The organism is Paenibacillus glycanilyticus (assembly GCF_051200795.1).
GTDB lineage: Bacteria > Bacillota > Bacilli > Paenibacillales > Paenibacillaceae > Pristimantibacillus > Pristimantibacillus glycanilyticus.
The window spans coordinates 6181107-6206842 of record NZ_CP195155.1 but is presented as its reverse complement, the minus strand read 5'-3'; the positions used below and the strand labels follow the sequence as shown (position 1 = coordinate 6206842).

Below are 25736 nucleotides of genomic sequence, written 5' to 3'. Positions count from 1 at the left end.
ATTCGCTTACAAGGAAATATTGACAATAGTGTGTCAATGGTGGTATATTCGACTTGTGGGCCATAACATAACTAAGACGCCTCACAGTATTTGAAGATGAAGGGACTGTTTATGTATGCAAGGTAAAGTTAAATGGTTTAACGCAGAGAAAGGTTATGGATTTATCGAGACTGAACAAGGCGGCGACGTTTTCGTTCATTTCTCCGCAATCCAAGCTGAAGGCTTCAAAACGCTCGAAGAAGGCCAAGCGGTTGAATTCGACATCGTAGAAGGCGCTCGCGGTCCACAAGCTGCAAACGTAGTCAAACTGTAATCATCTAGGCTGACTCATTCAGCCACATTATATGGTTCGATTGACAAGTGCCTATTCTAAGCTCCGGGAAACCGGGGCTTTTCATTTTTTGTAGCCCCTTTTTTAACTGTCATGATCCATAGCTTATCCACATATTAATGAAGAAACAGATTCAGGCCGATCCTTCGAATATATTATCTGAAAATTCATAATAAATAAAAAACTATTTTGAAATAGGCTCCAGCCTATGTTATAATAAGAATACGTAAAGGAGGAATGCCCCATGAAATACATCATTCGAGGTCATCGTATTCAAGTGACAGAAGCTTTACGAGAGTATGCTGTGAAGAAGATCAGTCGATTGGAAAAGTATTTTGAAGCTCCTGCCTCCGAAACAACCGTCACGTTGTCTGTTACCAAAGGCAAACATGCGGTGGAAGTAACCATCCCGCTGGTCGGCGTCATGCTGAGGGCGGAAGACAAGAGTGAGGATATGTACTCCTCCATTGATGTTGTGGTGGACAAACTGGAACGTCAAATTCGCAAACATAAGACTAAGATGAACCGTAAGTTCAGGCAAGAAAGTGGCGTCAAGGCTCTGTTCAAGGAAGGCATCAGCCAGACAGCCGTATCCGTTATGGATGAGGAAGACGAACTTGAGCTCGTCCGGACGAAGCGCTTTATGCTGAAGCCGATGGACGTAGAAGAAGCCATTTTGCAAATGAACATGGTTGGACATAACTTCTTTGTATTCTCCAATATCGATAATAAGGAAGTGAACGTTGTTTATAAACGAAGCGACGGGAAATACGGCCTAATCGAGCAAGTATAAATCTGAACCCAGCCATTATTTCACCATTCTTACTTATTAAATTGCCAATCACGGCCTTTTCTCCGACGGGGAAGAGGCCTTTTATATGGATGTATACCTGCTTATTGCTGGAAATGAACGCGATGCGTTGCGGGCGTCACGACAAACTGTTACAATTTAAGGCAAACAGGCGTATTTATGAAAGGGGAAGACCATGCTCGGACTAGTGAAAAAAATATTCGGTGATGCGAACGAGCGCGAGGTCAAGCGTCTCACGCGTACGGTAGAAGAAATTAACGGACTTGAGTCCAAGATATCGCCGCTGTCAGACGATGAGCTGCGTAATAAAACGGAAGAGTTCAAGGGGCGTCTTGAGAAAGGCGAGGATATTGACTCGATTCTGCCGGAAGCTTTCGCGGTTGTGCGCGAAGCATCGAAGCGTACGCTTGGCATGCGCCATTTCGACGTACAGCTGATGGGTGGTATGGTGCTGCACGAAGGCAAGATCGCAGAGATGAGAACCGGTGAAGGTAAAACGCTCGTTGCGACGCTTCCTACTTATCTGAATGCATTGCAAGGTAAAGGCGTACACGTTATTACGGTCAATGATTACCTTGCATCTCGCGACAGCCAGATCATGGCTGAACTTTATAATTTCCTCGGACTGACTGTCGGCTGTAACCTGCACGGCTTGACGCATGAAGAGAAGCAAGAGGCTTATGCCTGCGATATTACTTACGGAACCAATAATGAGTTCGGCTTTGACTATTTGCGCGATAACATGGTGCTGTACAAAGAGCAAATGGTTCAACGCCCGCTTTATTATGCAATCATAGACGAAGTGGACTCCATCCTGGTCGACGAGGCGCGTACGCCGCTGATCATCTCCGGACAAGCACAAAAATCGACGGAGCTGTATTATGCCGCTGACCGTTTCGTCAGCCGTTTGAAAGAGGAAGAGGATTACACGGTTGATATTAAGCTTCGCAACGTAACGCTGACGGAAGCCGGCGTTGAGAAAGCGGAGAAAGCATTCGGCATCGAGAACTTATTCGATCATGCGAACGTAACGCTGAACCATCACGTGCAACAAGCGCTTAAAGCGCATGTCATCATGAAGCGCGACGTGGATTACGTGGTTAACGAAGACGAAGTCGTCATCGTTGACGAATTCACGGGCCGACTGATGGCGGGCCGCCGTTACAGCGACGGTCTGCACCAAGCGATCGAAGCGAAGGAGCAGCTGAAGGTTCAGAACGAGAGCATGACGCTCGCGACGATTACGTTCCAGAACTACTTCCGTATGTACCGCAAGCTGTCGGGCATGACCGGTACGGCGAAGACGGAGGAAGAAGAGTTCAAACGGATCTACGGTCTCGAGGTTATTCAAATTCCGACAAACCGCGCTCTGATCCGTAAAGATATGCAGGACGTGGTCTACAAATCCGAGAATGGCAAGTTTAAAGCCGTTGTTGAGGAAATCGTAGAACGTCACAAGAAGAACCAGCCGGTACTCGTGGGTACAATCTCCATCGAGAACTCGGAGCGTCTCTCCGACATGCTGAAAAAGCGCGGCGTGCAGCATAAAGTACTGAACGCGAAGTTCCATGCGGAGGAAGCGGAAATCATCTCCCGCGCCGGTCAAGCGGGAGCGGTTACGATCGCGACAAACATGGCGGGACGCGGTACGGACATTTTGCTCGGCGAAGGCGTTCATGACGTAGGCGGTTTGCACATTATCGGTACGGAGCGCCACGAGAGCCGCCGTATCGACAACCAGCTGCGCGGTCGTGCCGGCCGTCAAGGCGACCCGGGCTCCTCGCAGTTCTATCTCTCCCTTGAGGATGAACTGATGCGCCGCTTTGGCGCGGAGAACATTATGGGCATGATGGACCGTCTGGGTCTTGAAGAAGACCAGCCGATCGAGAGCCGCCTCATTACGCGTGCCGTTGAGTCCGCTCAGAAGCGCGTAGAGGGCAGCAACTTCGATACCCGTAAAGTCGTCCTGCAATATGACGATGTTATGAACCAGCAGCGTGAAGTGATTTACAAGCAGCGCCGTGACGTATTGTACTCGGAGAACATCCGCGAGATCGTTATGGAAATGATCGTACCGGTTATCGAGCATGTGGTTGAAGCCCATACGGAAGGCGATATTCCGGAAGAGTGGGATCTGCAGGAAATCGCGGATTACGCGAACTCGAACCTTCTCCCTGAAGATACCTTCTCGAAGGACGATCTGTGGGGCAAAGAGAAGGAAGACATCATCGAGCTTATCAAGGATAAGGTTGTTGCTTATTACGATGAGCGCGAGGCTGAGCTTGGCGCCGAAACGATGCGCGAATTCGAGAAGGTTGTTGTACTGCGTGCGGTAGACAGCAAATGGATGGATCACATCGATGCGATGGATCAGCTCCGCCAAGGTATCCACCTCCGTGCATACGGCGGTACGGATCCGCTTCGCGAGTATCAGTTCGAAGGCTTCGAGATGTTTAAGGAAATGATCTACAGCATCCAGGAAGAAGTCGCGAAGTACATCATGAAGGCACGCGTGGAGAGCAACCTGGAGCGTCAAGAGGTTGCGCAAGGCCAGACGACGACCAACAGCCCTGCGGAAGCGGAGAAACGCCCTGCGAAGCGCGAAGAGCGCACGGGACGCAACGACCTTTGCCCATGCGGCAGCGGCAAGAAATACAAAATGTGCCATGGCATGGGTAAGTAACACCTGACCTAAGCTATTCGCATAAGGTAACATACACGGTTAACGCGCCGGTCAGCCCTTAAGCGGGCGAACGGCGCGTTTTATGCGGTCTGCACGGATTTACCGTGGCCAGTCCGCGCATACTTAATTTTGAGGTGAAGCTACGCGATGATAGAAACAAACGTAAAACAGGATTTGCGTGAAGTGGCGAAGCGGCTCCAAGAACTCAGGGGGTCTCTTTGACTTAGATCTGAAGCTGGAGCATATCGCAAACTTTGAAGAGAAAATGACTGCCCCGGATTTCTGGGACGACAATACGAAAGCGCAGGGCATTATCTCGGAGCTGAATGCGATTAAGTCGGTCGTTGAGCATTACGAACGGCTGAATACGGAATGCGAAGATCTACAGACATTGATTGAGCTGGCTGACGAAGAAAGCGATGATTCGCTGGAGGCCGAAGTCATTGGAGGCATTGCTTCCCTGAACGAAAAGGTGAACGGCTTCGAATTGCAGCTGCTGCTGAATCAGCCGTACGACAAGCTGAATGCCATTCTCGAGCTGCATCCGGGTGCGGGCGGTACCGAGTCGCAGGACTGGGGTCAGATGCTGTACCGGATGTACACGCGCTGGGCGGAGAAACGGGGCTTCAAGGTTGAAGTGCTCGATTACCAGGATGGCGACGAAGCGGGCATTAAAAGCGTAACGATTGCGGTCAAAGGCTACAATGCCTACGGCTATCTGAAAGCGGAAAAAGGCGTTCACCGTCTTGTCCGCATCTCGCCGTTCGACTCGTCAGGCCGCAGACATACGTCCTTCGTATCCTGCGACGTGGTACCGGAGATTACGGAGGATATTGAAGTCGAGATCCGTACCGAGGATCTGAAGGTTGATACGTACCGCGCGAGCGGCGCCGGCGGCCAGCACGTCAATAAGACGGAATCGGCGATCCGGATTACGCATATCCCGACAGGGATTGTCGTAGCCTGCCAGCAGGAGCGTTCGCAGATTCAGAACCGCGAGCGTGCGATGAACATGCTTCGTTCGAAGCTCTATGAGCGCAAGATCGAAGAGCAGCAAAAGCATCTTGCCGAAATTCGCGGCGAGCAGTCGGATATCGCATGGGGCAGCCAGATTCGTTCGTACGTCTTCCATCCGTACAGCATGGTGAAGGATCACCGGACTTCGGTGGAGACAGGCAACGTTGGCGCCGTAATGGACGGCGACCTTGATGCTTTTATCGACGGCTATTTGCGCAGTCAGATTCGTCACGACTAAAGGAAACGGCAAGTTTATATGCATAGCTTTGGGGAAGAGCTCCAACACTTATAAAGGTTGGAACTCTTCTTTTTTGTGCGTAATGAGAATGATGTACGTTGGAAAGTCATGCGCGGCATGAATAACATAACAGAGGTTGAACAACAGAGAGGCGGCATGGTGATCCATGGACAGCAAGAATAACGAAGTAAAAATTTCAAAACGCAACCGGCGTCCGGCAGGCAGGAAGGCGACGCCGCTTGATGTCGTCTGGAGTTTTTTGCAGGTCATTATCGGTTCGTTTATAGTAGCGCTCAGCTTTAATCTTTTCCTTGCACCGAATGGAATCGCTTCCGGCGGCGTATCGGGCATATCGATCCTTGTGCATAAAACGCTTGGCATCACGCCGGCCTATACCCAATGGGCGCTTAATATTCCGCTCTTCTTTGCGGGGCTGCTTCTGCTCGGCAAACGTTTTGCGCTAAAAACCTTGCTTGGCACAATCGTGCTTCCTTTATTTGTCCTACTTACGGCAGACTGGTCGCCTCCTACCGATAATATGCTGCTTGCGGCAATCTATGGCGGCATTGGCGTAGGGATCGGGCTTGGTATCGTATTTCGCGGGCGGGCTTCGACCGGAGGGCTTGATCTGGCTGCTCAGATCTTGCACCGGTATACCGGTATTCCGCTTGGGCTTGCGGTAGCTTGCTTTGACGGATGCGTGATCGCGGCGTCGGGCATATTTATTTCTCCGGAGGCGGCTTTGTATGCCTTGATCGGACTGTTCGTTACCAGCAAGACGATTGATATTATTCAAAGCGGCATTCCGCTGTCGAAGGTTGCTTTTATTATCAGCGATCATGCGGATCTTCTTGTCAATGCGATCCTGCATGACCTGGACCGCGGAGTGACGAGGCTGGACGCGCATGGCGGCTACACGAACGAGAAGCGTCAGGTGCTGATGGTCGTTGTCGGGCAGATGGAAGTAGCCAAGCTGAAGCAGCTGGTAAGAGCGGTGGATCCGGGCGCTTTCGTCATTATAAGCAACACGGCGGAGGTTGTGGGACAGGGGTTCAAATCGGAATAAATTGTACGGAAAATGACATCTTTTTTACATTGTATTAATATGAATACGACTGTATAATAATACGAAACAACGTAATATTTCCATGTGAACCTGATTCATGTACAATATAGATTTAGATGATCTACGTAAGTTGAATCCATGCTTCGGGTTCAACTTCTTTTAAGGGAGAGAACGTGTATGAGCGAGAAATTGAAGGTTGCGATCGTCGGCTCTACCGGTTATGGCGGTATTGAGCTTATTCGTTTGTTGGCTAGCCACCCGTTGGTGGAGATTACGTCGGTTATTTCCTCGTCCAGCGCGGGAATGCCGATTGCGGAATGGTTCCCTCATTTGACGGACATTCAGACGGCTTTACTTGATGACGTGGATCCGCAAGGGATTAAAGCGAAGGCTGACGTCGTCTTTACGGCAACGCCGGCCGGAGTTGCGGCTAAGCTTGCTCCGCAGCTGCTGGATGCCGGCCTGAAGGTCATTGACCTGTCCGGCGACTTCCGTCTGCAGGATACGGCTTTATACGAGAAATGGTATAAAAAAACACCGGCGGATGAGCAATACCTGAAGCAAGCTCTCTATGCTCTCCCTGAGATTAACGGTGACAAAGCGGAAGGCGCTTCGTTTATTTCGAACCCGGGCTGTTTCGTCACGTCCGCGCTGCTTGGTCTTGTCCCTGCCGTGAAGGCAGGCTGGATTGATCCGTCGACGATTATTATCGACTCGAAATCGGGCGTATCCGGCGCAGGCCGCGGTGCAAGCCTCGGTACGCATTACTCCGAGCTGAACGAGAACTTCAAAGCTTACAAAGTAAATCAGCATCAGCATGTTCCTGAAATCGAGATGGTGCTGTCTGAAGCAGCGGGCCGGGAGGTTGTGACTACGTTCACGCCGCATTTGGTGCCGATGACAAGAGGAATCCTGTCGACCATGTACGCTACGGTGAAGGGCGAGCATAATGCCGCTGATTTTATTGATCTCTATAAGCAATTCTATGAAGGCCGCCAATTCGTCCGCATCCGCAAGGAAGGCGTTCTGCCGCAGACGAAGGAAGTATGGGGCTCCAACTATTGCGATATCGCTTTTAACTACGATGAGAGAACGGGCCGCATTACGATTATTTCGGTCATTGATAACCTTGTTAAAGGCGCTTCGGGACAAGCGATTCAGAACCTCAACCTGATGATGGGCTGGGATGAAGGCCTTGGCCTGCAGTTCCTGCCGGTATATCCGTGATCCTGAACATATGGCGTTAAGAATTTTCTTTATACTTATAAAGTTTTAAATTGAGCAATTATTCGTACAAGGTGAAGGAGAAACGAGGAGAAATGGGACAGGTGCAACAAGCTAAAGCGCTGTATTCGGTCGTCTCGGACGGATCGATTACGACTCCTAAAGGATTCAGAGCCGGTGGTCTCCACTGCGGCCTGAAGAAGACAACCCGCCATGATCTTGGCGCAATCGTATGCGAAGTGCCGGCGGCATCCGCCGGCGTCTACACCACAAACGTGTTCCAGGCAGCGCCAATCAAGGTGACGCGGGAGAGCATTGAATCGGATGGCTTCCTGCGCGCCGTTATCGTGAACAGCGGCAATGCCAACGCGGTAACGGGCAAGCAGGGCGATGACGATGCTTACGAGATGCGTTCGCGTTTTGCCGAGTCTATTGGCGTGTCCGCGGATCAGGTTGCGGTCGCTTCGACGGGCGTGATCGGCGAGAACCTGAAGATGGATAAGGTGCGTGCGGGGATCGACGCGCTTCCGGCCAAGCTGGAGGCGGACCGCGATGCGGCGGACGGCTTCTGTCAAGCAATCCTGACCACCGACCTTGTGCAAAAAATGGTATGCGTCTCGGTTGAGATCGACGGCCAGACGGTACATATTGCCGGCGCGGCCAAAGGCTCTGGCATGATTCATCCGAACATGGCCACTATGCTAGGCTTTGTGACTACGGATGCGGCAATCGGCAGCGAAGCGCTTCAAACGCTCCTTCGCGAGGCGACAAACTATACGTTTAATATGATTACGGTTGACGGCGATACAAGCACCAACGATATGCTGGTGGCTATGGCAAGCGGCCTTGCCGGCAACAGCGAGCTGACGCCGGAGCATGAAGGCTGGACAGCTTTCTCGGCTGGCCTTCGTTATGTATGCGAAGTGCTGGCAAAAGCAATCGCCCGCGACGGCGAAGGCGCGACAAAGCTGGTTGAAGTGCAAGTGCATGGAGCAGTGAATGACGAAGCGGCTACGGCGATTGCGAAGACGGTTATCGGCTCTTCCCTGGTGAAGTCCGCGGTATTTGGTGCTGACGCGAACTGGGGCCGGATTATCGCGGCGGTAGGCCGCGCAGGCCAGCCGGTAAATCCGGATACGGTAGACGTTCGAATCGGCGATATCGTGACGCTGGAAGGCTCCCGTCCGGTTGCTTTCGACGAAGATGCGGCACTGGAATATTTGAAGGGCGATACGGTTGTAATCCGCGTCGACCTGCATATGGATAACGGCACGGCAACGGCTTGGGGCTGTGACCTGACGTACGATTATGTCCGCATTAACGCGGCATACCGTACGTAACGCTAGGGCAGAGGAGAACGGATTAACTTATGGCACAACGTTTTGTAATGAAATGCGGTGGCAGCACGCTGGCTGCGCTTCCCGATTCCTTTTTCGGCGAGCTGCGCGAGCTGCAAGAGTCCGGCGTTCATCCGGTTATCGTCCATGGCGGCGGTCCGGCGATCTCCGAGACGCTGACGAAGCTTGGCATTGAGACGGAATTCGTAAACGGCCTGCGCAAAACCAATGATGCTGTGCTCGACGTGGTCGAGATGGTGCTTGCGGGCCGAATCAATAAAGAAATCGTCCGTAAAATCCAGACAAACGGCGCGAAGGCGCTTGGCCTCTCCGGTGTAGACGGTTTGCTGATCCAGGCAAAGCCGGTGGCTAACAGCGCGGAAATCGGTTTTGTGGGGGATGTAACGGATGTGAATGCGGAAGTGATTGAAGGCGTTATGGCTATGGGCTATATGCCGGTTATCGCTCCGATTGGGATTGATGCAGGCGGTCAGCGCTACAACATCAATGCGGATACGGCAGCAGGGGCTGTTGCTTCCCATCTTGGCGTAGAGCAAATGATCGTAGTAACGGACGTTCCGGGCATCATGCGTACGGTAGACGGTGAGAAGAAGGTATTGCCTTCCGTCACCGTAGCCGAGATCGAAGAGATGATTGCAAGCGGAGAGATTTACGGCGGCATGATTCCGAAGGTACGCGCGGCGGTGCAGTGCATTCAAGGACGCGTTCGCGAGGTTGTTATTGTCAGCGGCGAAGAGCCGGGTGTTCTTAGCCGGGCCGTGCGCGAAGGCGGCGTAGGTACAAGAATCGTACAGGAGTAGAGAAAGGCGGTTAAAGTCGATGAGCGAGACGAAAGTAGCGGCAGCGCCCGAGCAATCCTTGCTGCCAACGTATGCGAGATATCCAATCGCGCTTGTGAAGGGCGAAGGAAGCTGGCTGTGGGATGATCAAGGCAACAAATACCTCGATTTCATGAGCGGTATTGCCGTAACCAACCTTGGCCATGCGCCTCAAAAAGTAAAAGAAGCGTTGATCAAGCAGCTGGATGAGCTGTGGCATGTGTCCAACCTGTTCCGCATTCCGAATCAGGAAGAGGCAGCGCATCTGATCACTTCGAACAGCAGCGGCGATGCCGTCTTCTTCTGTAACTCCGGTGCGGAAGCGAATGAAGCAGCGATCAAGCTGGCTCGCCGTTACCAGCAGAAAGTGCTGAACAACGGAAGATACGAAATTATTACGTTTGAATCCTCCTTCCACGGCCGTACGCTGGCAACTCTGACGGCAACCGGACAAGAGAAGGTGAAGGAAGGCTTTGCGCCTTTGCCGGAAGGATTCAAATATATCCCTTATAACGATATCGAAGCTTTAAAAGCGGCGATCTCCGATAAAACAGCGGCAGTTATGCTCGAATTGATCCAAGCGGAAGGCGGTATCTTCCCGGCGGATCAGGCATTTGTTGATGATCTGGTGAAGCTGTGCGAAGAGAACGGAATTCTGGTCATCATCGACGAGATCCAGACCGGTATGGGCCGTACGGGCAAATTGTTCGCCTATGAGCATTACGGCATCGAGCCGGATATTTTCACGCTGGCAAAAGGTCTCGGAAGCGGGTTCCCGGTAGGCGCGGCGGTTGCGAAGGAAAAGCTTCGCGAAGCTTTTGGCCCGGGCAGCCACGGCTCTACCTTTGGCGGCACGCCAATCGCGACGGCAGCGGTGAAAGCAACGGTTGAGACGATTGTAGGCGAGAACCTGCCGCAACGTGCGGCTGAGATGGGCGCTTATCTGATGGATGAGCTGAAGAAGGCGCTCGCGGGCAATTCGTTCGTGAAGGAAGTTCGCGGCCAAGGTCTGATCGTGGGAATCGAATGCGTGGAGCCGGTTGGCTCCGTTTTGACGGCGGCGCAAGAGCAAGGGCTGCTCGTCATCTCCGCGGGACCAAACGTTGTGCGCCTTCTGCCTAACCTTCTGGTGACGAAGGAAGAGATCGATCAGGCTGTGGCAACACTAAAGCAATTGCTGGCTAACGCGGTTAAAGCCTAAGGCTTGAAATATAAATAGAGGATTTAGGAGGGTTACACAATGGTAGATACAGTAAAGGAAGATTTGGCGGCAAGCCTAAAAGGCCGGGATTTCCTTATGCTTCTGGATTACACGCCGGAAGAAATCCGGTACCTGATCGATCTTGCGATTGATTTGAAGAAGAAGCAAAAGGCCGGCGAGATTTATCAACCGCTGAAGGGCAAGACGCTTGGCATGATTTTCGAAAAATCGTCCACCCGTACCCGCGTATCGTTCGAGGTTGGCATTTACCAGCTGGGCGGCCAAGGGCTGTTCCTGAGCGGCAACGACCTGCAGATCGGCCGCGGCGAGCCGATTCTGGATACGGCGCAAGTGTTGTCCCGTTACCTGGACGGCATCATGATCCGTACGTTCGCTCACCGCAACGTGGTGGAGCTGGCGCGCGGAGCAACAATTCCGGTTATTAACGGACTTACGGATCTGTCCCATCCATGTCAGGCGCTGGCAGATTACCAGACGATCCTCGAACACAAAGGACGTCTTGAAGGGCTGAAGCTGGCTTACATCGGCGATGGCAACAATGTTGTTCACTCCTTGATGATGGGTGCTGCGAAGCTGGGCGTTGATATTTCCATCGCGACGCCGGAAGGCTACGAGCCTGATGCGGATCTTCTGAAGCAATCGATCGACAACGCGAAGGAAACCGGCGCTCGCATTCACTTGTGCCGCGATCCGAAGGAAGCGATTGCCGATGCGGACGTGGTTTACTCGGACGTTTGGGCTAGCATGGGTCAAGAGTCGGAGCAGAAGGAGCGCGAGCTTGCTTTTGCCAACTTCCAAGTGAACGAAGCGTTGGCGAAATACGCGAAAAAGGATTACCTGTTCATGCACTGCCTGCCTGCACACCGCGGCGAAGAAGTCAGCGAAGGCGTTATCGACGGACCGAACTCGATTATTTTCGACCAGGCGGAAAACCGTCTGCACGCGCAAAAAGCGATTATGGCAGCAATCATGTAGCATTGAAATAGCTTTTAATAACTCAAAGGGGTGCTAGGAGAAATTATGGCGAAGGAAAAAATTGTACTGGCCTATTCCGGCGGTCTGGATACGTCCATCATCTTGAAATGGTTGAAAGAAACTTATGATGCTGAGATCATTGCTTTTACGGCTGACATCGGTCAAAAAGAAGAGCTCGACGGCCTTGAGGCAAAAGCTCTGGCAACCGGCGCCTCGAAGGTATACATCGATGACCTGCGCGCTGAGTTTGCAAGCGACTTTATTTTCCCGATGTTCCAAGCAGCAGCGCTGTACGAAGGCCAATACCTGCTTGGCACATCCATTGCCCGTCCTCTGATCGCGAAGCGTATGGTTGAGATCGCACGCGCGGAAGGCGCTACAATGATCGCGCATGGCGCAACAGGCAAAGGCAATGACCAAGTGCGTTTCGAGCTTGGCGTAGCCGCTCTTGCACCGGACATCAAAGTAGTCGCGCCTTGGCGTGAAGAGCGCTTCCGGGAAGAGTTCCCTGGCCGCGCGGAAATGATCGCTTTTGCCGAGAAGCATGGCATTCCGGTAACGGCATCGGCTTCCAAGCCTTACTCGACGGACCGCAACCTGCTGCACATCAGCTTTGAGTCCGGCATGCTCGAGGATCCTTGGTTCGATCCAAGCGCAGAGTCCAACGAAGAGATGTACGTGCTGAGCGTTTCCCCGGAGAGAGCTCCGGATCAAGCGGAATACGTAGAGCTTACTTTTGAAGCAGGCAACTGTATCGCGATCAACGGCGAACAGCTGAGCCCGCTGCAAGTGATGGATAAATTGAACGAACTGGGCGGCAAGCATGGCGTAGGCCGCGTGGACATGGTGGAGAACCGCTTCGTTGGCATGAAGAGCCGCGGCGTGTATGAGACACCGGGCGGTACAATCCTGTTCACGGCACACCGCAAAATGGAATCCCTGACCATGGACCGCGAGGTGATGAACCTTCGCGACTCCCTGATCTCGAAATACGCGCAGCTCGTGTACAACGGCTTCTGGTTTGCGCCTGAGCGTCTTGCGCTTCAAACGCTTGTAACCGAGTCGCAAAAGAACGTAACGGGCGTTGTCCGCCTGAAGCTGTACAAAGGCAATGTAATCGGCGCCGGCGTGAAGAGCCCGGTGAGCTTGTACAATCCGGATATCGCGACAATGGAAGCCGATCCATCCCAAGCGTACGATCAAGGCGATGCTACAGGCTTTATCCGCCTGAACGCTCTTCGTCTGAAAGTATCGTCCGGCGTAGAACAAAGCAAGAAATAATATAAACCGAATATTCATCTAGGCCGTTATGTGCGATGCATCTAGCGGCCTTTATGGCAATTTCGGGAGGGAGTGTACCAAGTGAGCAAATTGTGGGGCGGACGGTTTACGAAAAAGACCGACCAATTGGTAGAGGAATATACGGCATCCATTATGTTCGATAAAGAGCTTGCCGAAGAGGATATCCAAGGCAGCCTGGCGCATGTAACGATGCTTGGCAAGCAAGGCATTTTGCCTGCGGACGACGTTGAGGCGATCAAGGACGGCCTGCACCGCGTGCTGCAGCGCATCAAACGCAATGATATCGAATTCTCCATTTCCGATGAAGACATTCATATGAATATCGAAAAAACGCTGATCGACGATGTTGGCCCGGTAGGCGGCAAGCTTCACACCGGCCGCAGCCGTAACGACCAAGTAGCAACGGACATGCACTTGTACCTGCGCAAACGCGTCGTTGAGTTCGTGGACATGCTGCAGAAGCTGCAATCGGCGCTGATCGAGCAAGCGAAAGCCAACATTGACACCATCGTGCCGGGCTACACGCATTTGCAGCGTGCGCAGCCGATTCTGTTCGCTCATCATCTGATGGCTTACGTTTCGATGTTTGGCCGCGACCTGGAGCGTCTGCAGGACAGCTACAAGCGCATCAACATGCTGCCGCTGGGCGCCGGCGCTCTTGCGGGAACAACGTTCCCGATCGATCGCCATTTCGTCGCTAACCAGCTGAAGTTCGACCGCGTATACGAGAACAGCCTGGATGCGGTAAGCGACCGCGACTTCATCCTTGAGTTCCTGTCCCACGCTTCCATCATTATGATGCACCTGTCGCGTCTGAGCGAAGAGCTGATCCTGTGGTCGAGCACGGAGTTCCGCTTTGTTGAGCTGGATGACGCATTCTGCACGGGCAGCAGCATTATGCCGCAGAAGAAGAATCCGGACGTGCCGGAGCTTGTCCGCGGCAAAACGGGCCGCGTCTACGGCAACCTTGTTGGTCTCCTGACGGTGCTCAAATCGCTGCCGCTTGCTTACAACAAGGATATGCAGGAAGACAAGGAAGGCATGTTTGATACAGTGAAAACGATGCAGGGCGCGCTTCAACTGTTCGCTCCGATGATCGCTACCATGAAAGTGAACAAAGAGCAGATGCGCCAAGCCGTTAACCAGGACTTCTCGAACGCAACGGACATCGCCGACTTCCTCGTTGGCAAAGGCCTTCCGTTCCGTCAAGCGCATGAGGTTATCGGCAAGACGGTATTGTACTGCATCGAGCAGAACAAATACCTGCTTGACCTGACTTTGGAAGAGTTCAAGCAATTCTCGCAGCTGTTCGACGAGCGCATCTACAACGTTCTTCAGCCGGAGCAAGTCGTTAATGCTCGTAACGTCTACGGCGGCACGGCAAAAGTACAAGTCGAGGCGGCAATCGCCCGCGCCGAGCAAGTACTGGAGCAAACCGCGGCTTGGGTAACCGAATTCGCTGAGAAGAGCCGTTAATTCGCAATAAAGTTAGCAAAAAGCTCCTGGCCCCGCCATCCTGGCAGGGTAAGGGGCTTTTTTAGTTCCCGCCAAGTGCCCGCACCCTCATGAGGTGGCTACATTGGATTTACTCCAGTAAAAATGACCGATAAGGAATAGAGGGACACGCTACGTTGGATTGGCTACAGTAAATTTTGTCTGAATGGACTCGAATCGTCCAATTCAACAGATTTTACTGTATAGAATCCAACGTAGCTCAAATTTTAAGCTAAAATACCGTATTTCGCTGTACAAAATCCAACGTAGTAACTTTTAAACATTACTCCTTCTACAACAAAGACAATAGTGCTCTCTCGGTTAGTTCATAACGCCTGATTTGCGTACCGCGTGTGATTGGCTTAAGCAACCCTTTGCTAGAGAGCGCCTGCAGCTTATTTCGAGCCGTCCGAAAATCAACCTGTAGATAGTCGGTAATATCTTTAGGGCGAATTGGCCTGCTTAGCTGAAAGGCATATCGTAATATTTCTTTTTCGAGTAATAGAACCGGATCTGGAGAAGGAGCTCTATGTATGAGACGTGGATTAATAAATAATACCTTGGAGCAGCATTCTGCATATCTCAGGCCGATTCTGAACATCATCAAAGGAAAAATGGATCATGGTCCAGCCCATTCCCTTTAAGAACGTATCCCGATTCAACGAATAACTGAACTTCTCCCGGTCCATATCTTTGACATGGCTTTGAAAACCGTCGCATTCAATGCCAAATTTGCCGTAAGGCGGCAGAAAGGCAAAGTCCAAGAATTGCGACTTGCGATTCCATCGTACACCTCATATTCGGGATGCAAGTGCTCAAAGCTGCCGAACAACGGCCACCATATGTTTTGCAGAACCAGCTTCTCCGCAAAGTTATGTCCACGCGCCAAGCGTCCCTTTCTTTCGCCACCTCTCAATTCCAAATGCCTTGCGAGAAACTGTTGGTGCGCTTCTTCAAATTCAATCATCCTATTCCCTCCTTAAAACATAAAAAACGCCCTCAGCCAAAAGGCTAAGGACGTTCTTCGTCTGCCAATAGATTACCATATTATTACCAATGTGAACAGACACCTCTCTATGAGAGCTCTTACGTTGGATTCACTACAGTAAAATTAGCAGAAAACGATGGTGGGACACTGCTACGTTGGATTTTCTACAGTAAAAGTAGCCAAAATGAGCCCATTTCGCCTCAAAAAGTCAAATTCTACTGTATCCAATCCAGCGTAGCGTAAATCCCGAACGAAATCGCCTCTATATACTGTACGAATTCCAACGTAGCCCGTAAAAGGTGTGATGCCAAGATCAAAGCCAAGACTAGCCTATGATAAAGAAAGTGCAGATGCAAACGCTAGGGAAGACCAACATCAGGACAAGAGCCAGTGCCAGACTAGTGCCAAGAAAGACAGAGGTTAACGTCAGGCGAAGGCCTGCTAAAGACCGCAAGTAAAGCACGGCCATCTGGCCCTGCCCAACCTTATCAAATCCCATCCTCAACCACGCCGCCGGAGCTTTGCGAGCCGGACGAACCGCCGGCGCCTGCGGCGACGTGAACAACGATTGGCTGCGCTCTGTACGTGTCATGCGAGATCCTCTCGCGGGAGACCTGTTTGCCGTCCTTGTACATCGTGCGGTACGTATCCACGACATAGCCGATGGAGCCTTTCTGAACGGTCACGCTTTGACCGGCGCCAAGCGATTTATCCGTTACCTTTTGTACGGCTGGCTGCACCGTCTTGACGATGCTAGAGTCAATGTCGTAGCGGATATCCTCCGGCATCGTGCCGAACAGCTTCACCGTCAGCTTGCGGTTCTCCACAACCGTACGGATGATCAATTGCTTGCCGGTCGAGTTGCGGAAGCGGAAGTCGATGGAGCCGGACGCGAAGGTCGCATCCTGGCCTTTCGGCAAATAAGCGACCGGAAGGGAGTGATTGCGCCGTTCAACGATATCAATCCCCGCCGTGCGGATAATTGCATTGTACAGCGTGCTGGATACTTGGCAGATCCCGCCTCCGATACCCGGTACAAGCTTGCCGTTAGAAATAACGGGCGCTTCCTTATAGCCGAATTCTTTTTCGGTCTTGGCTACAACATCTCCGTAGGAGAATACTTCGCCGGGTTCAAGCACCCAGTCGTTTAACGCCTTGGCTGTAGAGGTTACGTTATAGGCCCGGCCTTCGGCGCTTGTCGCAAAGTCCGTCGTGAACTCCATGATTTTACGGTCGATGCCCTCATCCTTCAGCTTCTCAAGCGTGATCTCCGGATGAACCGTCTTTACGCCAAGCTGAACGGTCAACGCCTGCTCCGGCTGTCCGCCGAGCTGACTGTCGGGCACGGTGATCCATGAAGCGACCTTTTCCTCGAGTGGAGTAACGTCGATCCGGTAAGCGTCGGTATGGGCGGTATAGACGACCTCATCGTTGTCCGTTATTTTACGCGTGGCATTGACGGGCTTATTGGAGTCAATCCAGTCGAATTCCGAGCGGACAAGCTTGTCGAAGACGGCCGGATCATAGCTTTGCTTCAGCTCAAAGGAAGTAGGGAAATGATAGCGGAATTTCGAGCGGGTCCATACATTTCCGGCGCGAAGCTTTTTAAGCTCCTCCTTCACCCCGACAAATTCGGCGTTATAGCCAATCTCTGCCGCCTTCCACGTTTGACTGCCTTCCGCTTTGGCTTCGGCATTTCCCTCGACGGTAACCGTACGGCTATCCAGCTGCTGTTCGTATTGGTCCAGCTTTTTCAGAGCATCGTCAATGGACAGCCCCCCGATATCTACCCCTCCGGCCGTAACCTTCTCGGGTACGGTATCCTGCCCGGAATAATAGGATAGGGCGCCGTAGCCGACGGATGCGACCAAGAGCAGCGCAAACACGATAATGACCCACAAGTGCAGCTTTTTCCACATGATAAGACCACCCTTTCCGTTCAAAAATGGCAATGTTTCATGTATATGCAGGAGTTGAAGGGTACTTGTCATTTACCCGTTATTGTTCAAATTCGCCAATAGACGACAAGCCCTGTTTGTCGAAAAACAGGCATATTTCCAGGGAAATCAACGGTGAGAACGTTTATGAGAATTGTGAAAAATGAGGAAATAAGACCCAAAATGAAGGATTTCGTATATCCCTGTCGAATAACTAAGACTGATAAAAAACAGGATGTGATAATGTTGATAGAGATGCAAGACATATGGAAGACTTACACCGACGGTACTCACGCCCTGCGCGGCGTATCCGTTCGAATAGATCGCAATGAATTCGTTTACCTCGTCGGCCCGTCAGGCGCCGGCAAATCTACCTTCATGAAGCTGATCTACCGTGAAGAAGTGCCTACGAAAGGCCAAATCTCCGTCAACGGTTTCAATATTGGCAAGCTCAAACCCCGCAAAATCCCGTACGTTAGACGCAATATCGGCGTTATATTCCAAGATTTCCGGCTGCTTCCGAAGCTGACGGTCTACGAAAACGTAGCCTTCGCCATGGAAGTTATCGAAGCGCCGCGCCGTCTCATCAAGAAGCGGACGATGGAAGTGCTCGACCTTGTCGGACTTAAACATAAGCATGCCAGCCTTCCGGCCCAGCTGTCCGGCGGCGAACAGCAGCGCGTCGCTATCGCGCGCGCGATCGTTAATAACCCAACCGTGATCGTAGCGGACGAGCCGACGGGCAACCTTGATCCGGAGACCTCATGGGGCATTATGAACCTGCTCGAGGAGATCAATTTCCGCGGCGCGACAATCGTAATGGCTACGCACAACAAAGAAATCGTGAACACGATGCGCAAACGCGTTATCGCCATCGAGAACGGCAACATTGCCCGTGACGAAGCTAGAGGGGAGTACGGGTATGAGAATTAGCACGCTCCTCCGCCACTTTCGGGAAGGCTTCAAGAACATCATCCGCAACGGGTGGATGTCCTTCGCTTCGATCAGTTCGATCTTTTTCTCGCTCTTTCTGCTTGGCGTATTCGTCTTGCTCGCGCTGAACATCAACAGCATGGCCTCGAATATCGAGAGCCAGGTGCAAATCCGCGTCTACCTGCAGACCGATATCGATCAGCAGAAGACTAACGAGCTGGAGAACAAAATCCGCAAGCTCTCCGACGTCAGCAAAGTCGAGTTCGTGTCCAAGGAAGAGGGACTTGAGCTGCTCCGGAAAAATCTCGGCAAAGACGGCGACGCTCTCTTGGACGGCTACGACAAGGAAAGCAACCCGTTGCCGGATTCTTTTACCGTCGAGGTGTTTGATCCTCAGAACATAGCTGTCGCGGCAAGCGAGATTTCGGCGCTGAACAACGGCGATGAAGCGAAGCCGATTACAAGCGTCAAATATGGCCAAGGCACGGTAGAGAAGCTGTTCAAGATTACGAACGCGATCCGTAACATCGGTCTTGTCATTGTTATCGGTCTAGGCGTAACCGCGATGTTCCTGATCTCCACAACGATCAAAATGACGATTCTGGCAAGACGGCGAGAGATTGGCATCATGAAGCTGGTAGGGGCGACGAATTCGTTCATCCGCTGGCCGTTCTTCGTGGAAGGCGCCTTGATCGGGCTTGTGGCTTCGGGCATTACAACGATCGTTGTGTTGCTGGCTTACACGAAGCTGGTGAGCATGAATGAGATGGAATTGGGACTAATGATGATCAAGCTTATACCGGTAGAGGAATTGGGATGGAAAATCACCGTTCTGCTGATGGGCCTCGGTACCTTGATTGGCGTCTGGGGAAGTACGTTATCCGTTCGAAAATATTTGAAAGTGTAGGTGACCGCGCAGGTGAGTGTGAAAAAAGGGTTTATCGTCCTAACGATGTTGACTGTATTTTTGTTGCAGCCTGTTGGCGGAAATGCCGCATCCTCCATAGATAAAATCAACAAGGATCTTGCCGCGGCAAAGAAACAGATTGAAGAGGCGCAGAAAATCGCCAAAAATGCCGATGCCAAGAAAGCGGATATTGCCGGGAAGAAGGAAGATGCCCAGCAGGCTATCCTTAAACTAAATGCGCAGTTGGATCAGGTTGCGGACAACCTCAACTACGTGCAGGACCAAGTGGATACGAAGGAAGCAGAGCTTCAGAACGCTGCCAAAGAGCTGGACACGGCCATTGAACAGGTGAAGGAACGGGACGAGCTGCTTCAATCCCGCCTGAAGCTGATGTATGAGAACGGCGCGGTTTCATACCTTGAGGTATTGTTCAGCGCCACCAGCTTCTCGGATTTTCTTGACCGGTTTGATTCGCTGCACTCCATTCTGAGCCAGGACCGCACGATTCTCGAGCAGCACAAGAAGGATCAAGCGATGGTAGAGGAAAAGAAAGCTAACGTCGAGACGGCTCTTGGAGAAGTCAAGACGATGTATACTAAGCTCCAGAAGTATAAAGGGGAGCTGGATGAAAAAGAGGGAGAAAAAGAAGTGCTGATCGCGAGCTACAACAAGGAAATGGAAGAGCTCGAGGATATCAGCGAGGAGCAGGAGCAGCAGCTGCTTGCCCTTGCGAAGAAAGTATCCGATCTGAACAAGAAGAAAAACGCGATCAAAAAGCCGTATTCCGGCGGAAAACTGGGAATGCCGCTTCGCAGCAACTACCGGATCAGCTCGAACTTCGGTTACCGGATCCATCCGATCACCCATGTGAAGAAGCTTCATGCCGGCATTGACTTTGCGGTTCCGCAAGGCACAGATGTTTACGCCGCTGAATCGGGTGTCGTTATCGTTGCCCAAGTATGGAGCGGTTACGGCAATACCATTATTATCGACCATGGCAACGGTCTATGGACGTTGTACGGCCATCTCCGCAACGGCGGTATTATGGTAGAGAAAGGCCAAAGCGTGAAGAAGGGCGAGAAAATCGCGGAGTCCGGCAATACCGGAGATTCCACTGGACCGCATCTTCACTTCGAAGTCCGGAAAAACCAAGTAGCGGTTGATCCGGCGGGCTATTTGAAATAACTTTTGCTTGGAAGGCATACCGGGAGAACGGAATTGTTCCGTTTATTCACGAGTATGCCTTCTCCTGCATTAGGAAGAGTTGTAAATAAATACGGACAACTTATCATATACTAATGAGGTTCACTTCAAAACAGGTTAGCGTTAAGGATAGGATGGTGTCGAACGTGTACTTTAAAGGAAGAACCGTATTTGTCCTTCTGCTGATGACGATGGTGGCATCAGTGCTCGTAACATTAACGATAGGCGATCAGGTTTTCTGGGCGTCTAACGGGAAGCAGGCTTCCGTGTCGGCTGCCGCGGCTAGCGAAGGAAGCGGGCTCAGCAAGAAGGAAGAATCGAAGATTAATGCGGTTCTGGGGTTAATCGAAACCAAATATTTCAAGGATATCGACCGGGATGAGCTGGTGGACGGGGCGGTCAGAGGGATGATGGAATCGCTTGACGACCCTTACTCCGTCTATATGGAAAAGGATGTCGCCAAGCAATTTTCCGAGTCTATTGAAGGGTCGTTCTCGGGCATAGGTGCCGAGGTTACGCTCGAAAAAGGCAAAGTCGTGGTTGTCGCGCCTATCAAAGGCTCGCCGGCGGAACGCGCCGGGCTGCTCGCCAAGGATATCGTCTTATCGGTCAACGGCGAGAAGCTGGACGGCTTAACCTTGAATGATGCAGTTGCGAAGATCCGTGGTCCCCGGGGGACAAAAGCGAAGCTTCGGATCGAGCGTGCAGGCAATACCCAGCCGATTGATCTCATCCTTGTCCGCGACGACATTGATGTGGAGACGGTGTACGCGAATCTGCGTAGCGACGGAGTAGGCGTGATTGAGATCCGCCAGTTCTCCCTTAACACGGCGGACCGTTTCAAGGAAGAGCTCGCCAAGCTGGAGAAGCAAGGCATGAAAGGTCTTGTTATTGACGTGCGCAACGATCCGGGCGGCATCCTGCCGGTTGTGGTTGAGATTGCTCAACAGTTCATACCGAAGGGTGAAACGATCGTGCAGGTCGAAGACCGCGACGGTCACCGCGAGAAAACAACCTCGCAAGGCGGCGGCAAGAAGTATCCGATTGCCGTTCTGATGAACAAAGGCAGCGCGAGTGCTTCCGAGATTCTCGCCGGGGCTTTGCAGGAGCGGGCGGGGGCAGCTCTTGTCGGGGAAACCTCTTACGGCAAAGGAACGGTACAAGTTAGCTATAACAAGACACTTGGGGATGGCAGCCTGGTGAAAATGACGATTGCGAAGTGGCTGACGCCGGACGGCAATTGGATTCACCAGAAGGGCATCAAGCCAACCGTGGAGGTACAGCCGCCGAAGCTGTATACGGTAGCAAGGCTTACCTTAACGGAAACCTTGCGCAAGGATATGCTGGGCGAGCAGATTCGGAATGCGCAGGTTATGCTGTCCGGCCTTGGCTACGCGACGCAGCGGGAGGATGGCTACTATAACGCTTCGACCGAACAAGCCGTGAAGGATTTCCAGAATGCTTCCGGACTTCCGGTTACAGGCGAGATCGATACGAAGACGGCGTCGTCCTTGGAGCAGGCCGTAGTGAAATGGATCAAAGATCAGAAGAACGATAAACAACTGCTGGAGGCAATCCAAGCGGTCAGCAGGAAATAAAGAGGAAACGGCGAATTTATAAAAGGTTGGCTCTAAAGCGGAGTCAGCCTTTTATTTTGGATGAGGATGGGAGTGTAGCGATTGGATGCAGCCAATGCTTTACTAGACCAGTTCGGCCGGGCAATTGTACATTTGCTTGCGCAGCCTTTTTATTATATTGCGGTATTATTTATTATCCTTCAATATACGAGACAGATCAGTTTGGAAAGACGGATGTTCGCCGTAAGGCTGCACATCTGGCCGCGGCTCGTGGCCAAAGCGATGCTGGCCGGGCTTGCAGCCGGGGTGCTCGCATCCGTTGCCGGCGCTTTTATCGGCATAACCTTAACCGGCGACGCCGTTTTATGGCTATGGGGTTCGGCGGTTGTGCTGCTCTTGTTCCGAATTCGCTATCTATGCTTTGCCTACGGCGCGGGAGCGCTGGCGCTTGTGCAGTGGATCGTTGGTTTTACTTCGCTCGAAAATAGTGAGGGATGGCTCGGAGATGCGGCGAATTCGCTAGCCGGACTTGATATGCCGGGGATTTTCGTATTGGTGGCGCTGCTTCATCTGGTAGAAGCTTTCCTTGTCCGGAGACAAGGAAACAAGCTGGCTACTCCGCTTTTCCTGGAAGGGAAGCGGGGGAAGCTTGTAGGCGGCTATATGCTGCAGGGCTTTTGGCCGGTTCCGCTGCTGCTGCTTGTGCCGGCAGCCGGGGGGACATCGGTTGTTGATCTGCCTTGGACGCCATTATTCGGCGGTGATTGGACGCAAGGCTGGACGGTTGTCGCTCTGCCGATGATTATCGGCTTCAGCGAAATGACGCGCGCGATGCTGCCCGAGGCCAAAGCCCGTCATGCGGCAAAAGGGCTTATGTGGTACAGCCTGCTGCTGACCGCTGCGGCGCTTCTCGCCTGGTGGCTGCCCGCGCTGCTGCCGCTTGCCGCTTTATGTTCGCTGCTGCTGCATGAAGCTATCATCTGGCGCAGCCGTGCGGTGGAGTCCGCGCAAAGTCCGCTGTACGTGAATGATCAGCGCGGCTTGCGTATTCTGGGTATCGTGCCGGGTACGCCGGCTGAGGGAATGAAGCTGCAGGCCGGCGAGATTATTTCAAAGGTCAATGGCGCCAAGGTGTTCACGAAAGAGGATCTTCACGAGGCGCTGCAGAACAATTCGGCGATGTATAAGCTGGAGGTGCTGAACAGAGAGGGCGAGATCAAGTTTGTACAGCGGGCCCGGTATGAAGGGGAGCATCATCAGCTTGGGGTTATTCTATCACCCGATGAGCGGGCGACCTATTACGCTTCGGCAGAGCCGGCCACGCTGATCGATCTTTTGCGCCGCGCGAGGACGGCAAAGCGCAGCGGCGGCGTTTACGCGGAAGAGGAAGACCGTTCGGGTACTTTGAATGTTTAAATAGAAATGGGGCTTTTCCTGGGCAGCCGCTTAGGGAAAGCCCTTTGATTTTATGTTTGCATCAGCCTCTATAGACGTCTATAATAGAGGGGAACACACATTCGGATAGGCTATGCGCGTATGGATACGACCGCGGGACGGTGCTGCTTCTTCTAAGTTTCAAGGACGCTGCTGCCGTTTACGCTTATATATATTGACTATAATGATTGATGAGTAAGGGAAACGGGGTGGATGACGCAAGTGAATGAGATTTCAGAGCAATTATTTCAATTAAAGTCGGACTACACGCCGCAGGGCGATCAGCCGGGAGCCATCAGAAAACTTGTTGATGGCGTGAAGAACGGCGAAGCCAAGCAAACCTTGCTTGGCGCTACGGGTACGGGCAAGACGTATACGATTGCCAATACGATAGCGCAGCTTAACCGGCCGACGCTGGTTATTGCCCATAACAAGACGCTCGCGGCACAGCTGTGCAGCGAGTTTAAGGAGTTCTTCCCGGACAATGCGGTAAGTTATTTCGTCAGCTATTATGATTATTTTCAGCCTGAGGCTTATATCCCGTCTACGGACACTTACATTGAGAAGGATTCCAGTATTAACGATGAGATCGACAAGCTGCGCCACTCCGCGACCAGTTCATTGTTCGAACGCAGGGATGTTATTATCGTAGCGAGCGTTTCCTGTATCTACGGTCTCGGTTCGCCTTCCGAGTACGGCAGTCTGGTGCTGTCGCTGCGGGTAGGCATGGAGAAGTCCAGGGATACGATTCTTCATAAGCTTGTGGATATTCAGTACCAACGCAATGACATTAACTTTATCCGCGGTACATTCCGCGTCCGCGGCGATATTATAGAGATTTTCCCGGTAGCCAATAATGAACGGGCGATTCGGGTCGAACTGTTCGGCGATGAGATCGAACGGATTACGGAAATCGATGTGCTTACCGGCGAGATCGTAAGCGAACGCGACCATGTTGCCATATTCCCTGCGTCTCACTTCGTTACCCATGAAGAAACGATGAAGATTGCGCTTGGCAATATCGAGCGTGAGCTGGAGGAACGACTTGCGGAGCTGCGGGAAGAAGGCAAGCTGCTGGAAGCGCAGCGTCTGGAGCAGCGTACGCGCTATGACCTCGAAATGATGGCGGAGATGGGCTTCTGTTCCGGCATCGAGAACTATTCGGGACCATTGACCTTCCGGGAGCGCGGGGCAACGCCGTATACGCTGATGGATTATTTTCCGGACGATATGCTGATCGTCATTGACGAATCGCATGTTACCCTGCCGCAGATTAGGGCTATGTACAACGGTGACCGCGCGCGGAAGGAAATGCTCGTTAATCACGGCTTCCGTCTGCCATCCGCACTGGATAACCGGCCGCTGCGCTTCGAGGAATTCGAGGAGAAAGCGAAACAGCAGATTTACGTGTCGGCGACACCGGGACCTTACGAGCTGGAGCATTGCCCAACGATGGTTGAGCAAATTATCCGACCGACCGGCCTGCTGGATCCGATTATTGAGGTGCGTCCGACAAAAGGTCAAATCGATGATCTGTTAGTCGAGATCCGCGACCGGATAGCCAAGGATGAACGCGTCCTTGTCACTACTCTGACGAAGAAGATGGCCGAGGATCTGACGGACTATTTCAAAGAGATTGGCATTAAAGTGCGTTATCTGCATTCCGATATCAAGACGCTGGAGAGGATTGCCATCCTTCGCGATCTGCGTCTCGGTACATTCCATGTGCTTGTGGGTATTAACCTCTTGAGGGAGGGGCTCGATTTGCCGGAAGTATCCCTGGTAGCGATTTTGGATGCGGACAAAGAAGGCTTCCTTCGTTCCGAACGGTCGCTGATTCAGACGATTGGGCGGGCAGCACGGAATAGCGATGGCCGGGTTATCATGTACGGGGATAAGATTACCGATTCCATGGATAAGGCGCTTAAGGAGACGGAGCGCCGCCGTACCATTCAGATTGCTTATAACGAAGAGCATGGCATTACGCCTCAGACGATCCGCAAGAAAGTGCATGATGATATAAAGGCAACGAAAGTGGCCGAGGAGAAGTCGGAATATTTGACTGGCGTAGGCTCCGAGAAGATGACGAAGAAGGAACGCCAAGCTTTGCTGCAAAGGCTGGAAGCCGAGATGAAGGATGCGGCGAAGAATTTGCAGTTCGAGAGAGCTGCGGAGCTGCGTGACGCGTTGCTGGAATTGAAAGCGGAGATGGGCTAGA

At 52.2% G+C, this 25736-nt stretch carries 19 protein-coding genes and 1 pseudogene; 18 read left to right on the top strand and 2 right to left on the bottom strand.

Annotation, left to right across the window (positions count from 1 at the left end; all coding sequences use genetic code 11):
• Positions 1–115: 115 nt before the first annotated feature.
• From ACR9FF_RS28025 to argH, 12 genes are all read left to right on the top strand, one after another.
• Entirely contained in the window at positions 116–313 is a 198-nt protein-coding gene (locus ACR9FF_RS28025; protein ID WP_015847290.1) for a cold-shock protein, read from the top strand.
• Positions 314–575: 262 nt separating this feature from the next.
• Entirely contained in the window at positions 576–1124 is a 549-nt protein-coding gene (hpf, locus tag ACR9FF_RS28020; RefSeq protein ID WP_116393593.1) for a ribosome hibernation-promoting factor, HPF/YfiA family, read from the top strand.
• A 193-nt stretch (positions 1125–1317) separates the two neighbouring features.
• On the top strand, positions 1318–3825 hold the full coding sequence (gene secA / locus ACR9FF_RS28015) for a preprotein translocase subunit SecA (protein WP_127498005.1): 2508 nt from the start codon (positions 1318–1320) through the stop codon (positions 3823–3825).
• A 147-nt stretch (positions 3826–3972) separates the two neighbouring features.
• Positions 3973–5080, top strand: a protein-coding gene (prfB, locus tag ACR9FF_RS28010; protein WP_116393591.1) for a peptide chain release factor 2 whose coding sequence is annotated in 2 segments (ribosomal slippage) — positions 3973–4044 and positions 4046–5080 — 1107 coding nt in all. Because the reading frame shifts where the segments join, the coding sequence is not laid out codon by codon here.
• Positions 5081–5246: 166 nt separating this feature from the next.
• The gene (locus ACR9FF_RS28005) at positions 5247–6146 is read left to right on the top strand and encodes a YitT family protein (protein ID WP_435167092.1); all 900 of its coding nucleotides are present in this window, start codon (positions 5247–5249) and stop codon (positions 6144–6146) included.
• Between the two features lie 177 nt (positions 6147–6323).
• Positions 6324–7373: an N-acetyl-gamma-glutamyl-phosphate reductase gene (argC, locus tag ACR9FF_RS28000; RefSeq protein ID WP_435167089.1), complete on the top strand. Its 1050-nt coding sequence runs from the start codon at positions 6324–6326 to the stop codon at positions 7371–7373.
• A 92-nt stretch (positions 7374–7465) separates the two neighbouring features.
• Positions 7466–8710 (top strand): bifunctional ornithine acetyltransferase/N-acetylglutamate synthase, encoded by a 1245-nt coding sequence (gene argJ, locus ACR9FF_RS27995; protein ID WP_435167086.1) that lies wholly within the window; start codon positions 7466–7468, stop codon positions 8708–8710.
• Between the two features lie 29 nt (positions 8711–8739).
• On the top strand, positions 8740–9528 hold the full coding sequence (gene argB / locus ACR9FF_RS27990) for an acetylglutamate kinase (protein ID WP_435167083.1): 789 nt from the start codon (positions 8740–8742) through the stop codon (positions 9526–9528).
• A 19-nt stretch (positions 9529–9547) separates the two neighbouring features.
• The gene (locus tag ACR9FF_RS27985) at positions 9548–10747 is read left to right on the top strand and encodes an acetylornithine transaminase (protein WP_435167080.1); all 1200 of its coding nucleotides are present in this window, start codon (positions 9548–9550) and stop codon (positions 10745–10747) included.
• A gap of 39 nt (positions 10748–10786) precedes the next feature.
• The gene (gene argF / locus ACR9FF_RS27980) at positions 10787–11743 is read left to right on the top strand and encodes an ornithine carbamoyltransferase (RefSeq protein ID WP_435167077.1); all 957 of its coding nucleotides are present in this window, start codon (positions 10787–10789) and stop codon (positions 11741–11743) included.
• A 45-nt stretch (positions 11744–11788) separates the two neighbouring features.
• Positions 11789–13024, top strand: coding sequence for an argininosuccinate synthase (locus ACR9FF_RS27975; protein ID WP_116393584.1), 1236 nt, complete (start codon positions 11789–11791; stop codon positions 13022–13024).
• 81 nt (positions 13025–13105) lie between these two features.
• The gene (gene argH, locus ACR9FF_RS27970; RefSeq protein WP_435167074.1) at positions 13106–14521 is read left to right on the top strand and encodes an argininosuccinate lyase; all 1416 of its coding nucleotides are present in this window, start codon (positions 13106–13108) and stop codon (positions 14519–14521) included.
• 310 nt (positions 14522–14831) lie between these two features.
• Here the strand turns inward: argH and ACR9FF_RS27965 are convergent.
• Both ACR9FF_RS27965 and ACR9FF_RS27960 read right to left on the bottom strand, forming a co-directional pair.
• Positions 14832–15506 (bottom strand): annotated as a pseudogene (locus ACR9FF_RS27965) (hypothetical protein).
• Between the two features lie 509 nt (positions 15507–16015).
• Positions 16016–17446, bottom strand: a complete 1431-nt coding sequence (locus ACR9FF_RS27960) for a VanW family protein (RefSeq protein ID WP_435167071.1) — start codon at positions 17444–17446, stop codon at positions 16016–16018.
• A 264-nt stretch (positions 17447–17710) separates the two neighbouring features.
• Here ACR9FF_RS27960 and ftsE point away from each other — a divergent pair, with 264 nt between their 5' ends.
• From ftsE to uvrB, 6 genes are all read left to right on the top strand, one after another.
• Positions 17711–18397, top strand: coding sequence for a cell division ATP-binding protein FtsE (gene ftsE / locus ACR9FF_RS27955; protein WP_116393610.1), 687 nt, complete (start codon positions 17711–17713; stop codon positions 18395–18397).
• Entirely contained in the window at positions 18387–19304 is a 918-nt protein-coding gene (ftsX, locus tag ACR9FF_RS27950) for a permease-like cell division protein FtsX (protein WP_317982179.1), read from the top strand. The genes ftsE and ftsX overlap by 11 nt, the downstream gene beginning before the upstream one ends.
• A gap of 12 nt (positions 19305–19316) precedes the next feature.
• Positions 19317–20489, top strand: coding sequence for a murein hydrolase activator EnvC family protein (locus ACR9FF_RS27945; RefSeq protein ID WP_201002361.1), 1173 nt, complete (start codon positions 19317–19319; stop codon positions 20487–20489).
• A gap of 164 nt (positions 20490–20653) precedes the next feature.
• Positions 20654–22105 carry a S41 family peptidase gene (locus tag ACR9FF_RS27940; protein ID WP_317982177.1) on the top strand — a complete coding sequence of 484 codons (1452 nt, stop codon included), beginning with the start codon at positions 20654–20656 and terminating at the stop codon, positions 22103–22105.
• Between the two features lie 81 nt (positions 22106–22186).
• Positions 22187–23500 carry a PDZ domain-containing protein gene (locus ACR9FF_RS27935; RefSeq protein ID WP_435167066.1) on the top strand — a complete coding sequence of 438 codons (1314 nt, stop codon included), beginning with the start codon at positions 22187–22189 and terminating at the stop codon, positions 23498–23500.
• 231 nt (positions 23501–23731) lie between these two features.
• A complete protein-coding gene (uvrB, locus tag ACR9FF_RS27930; RefSeq protein ID WP_435167063.1) occupies positions 23732–25735 on the top strand; it encodes an excinuclease ABC subunit UvrB in 2004 nt (667 codons plus the stop codon).
• Position 25736 lies beyond the last annotated feature (1 nt).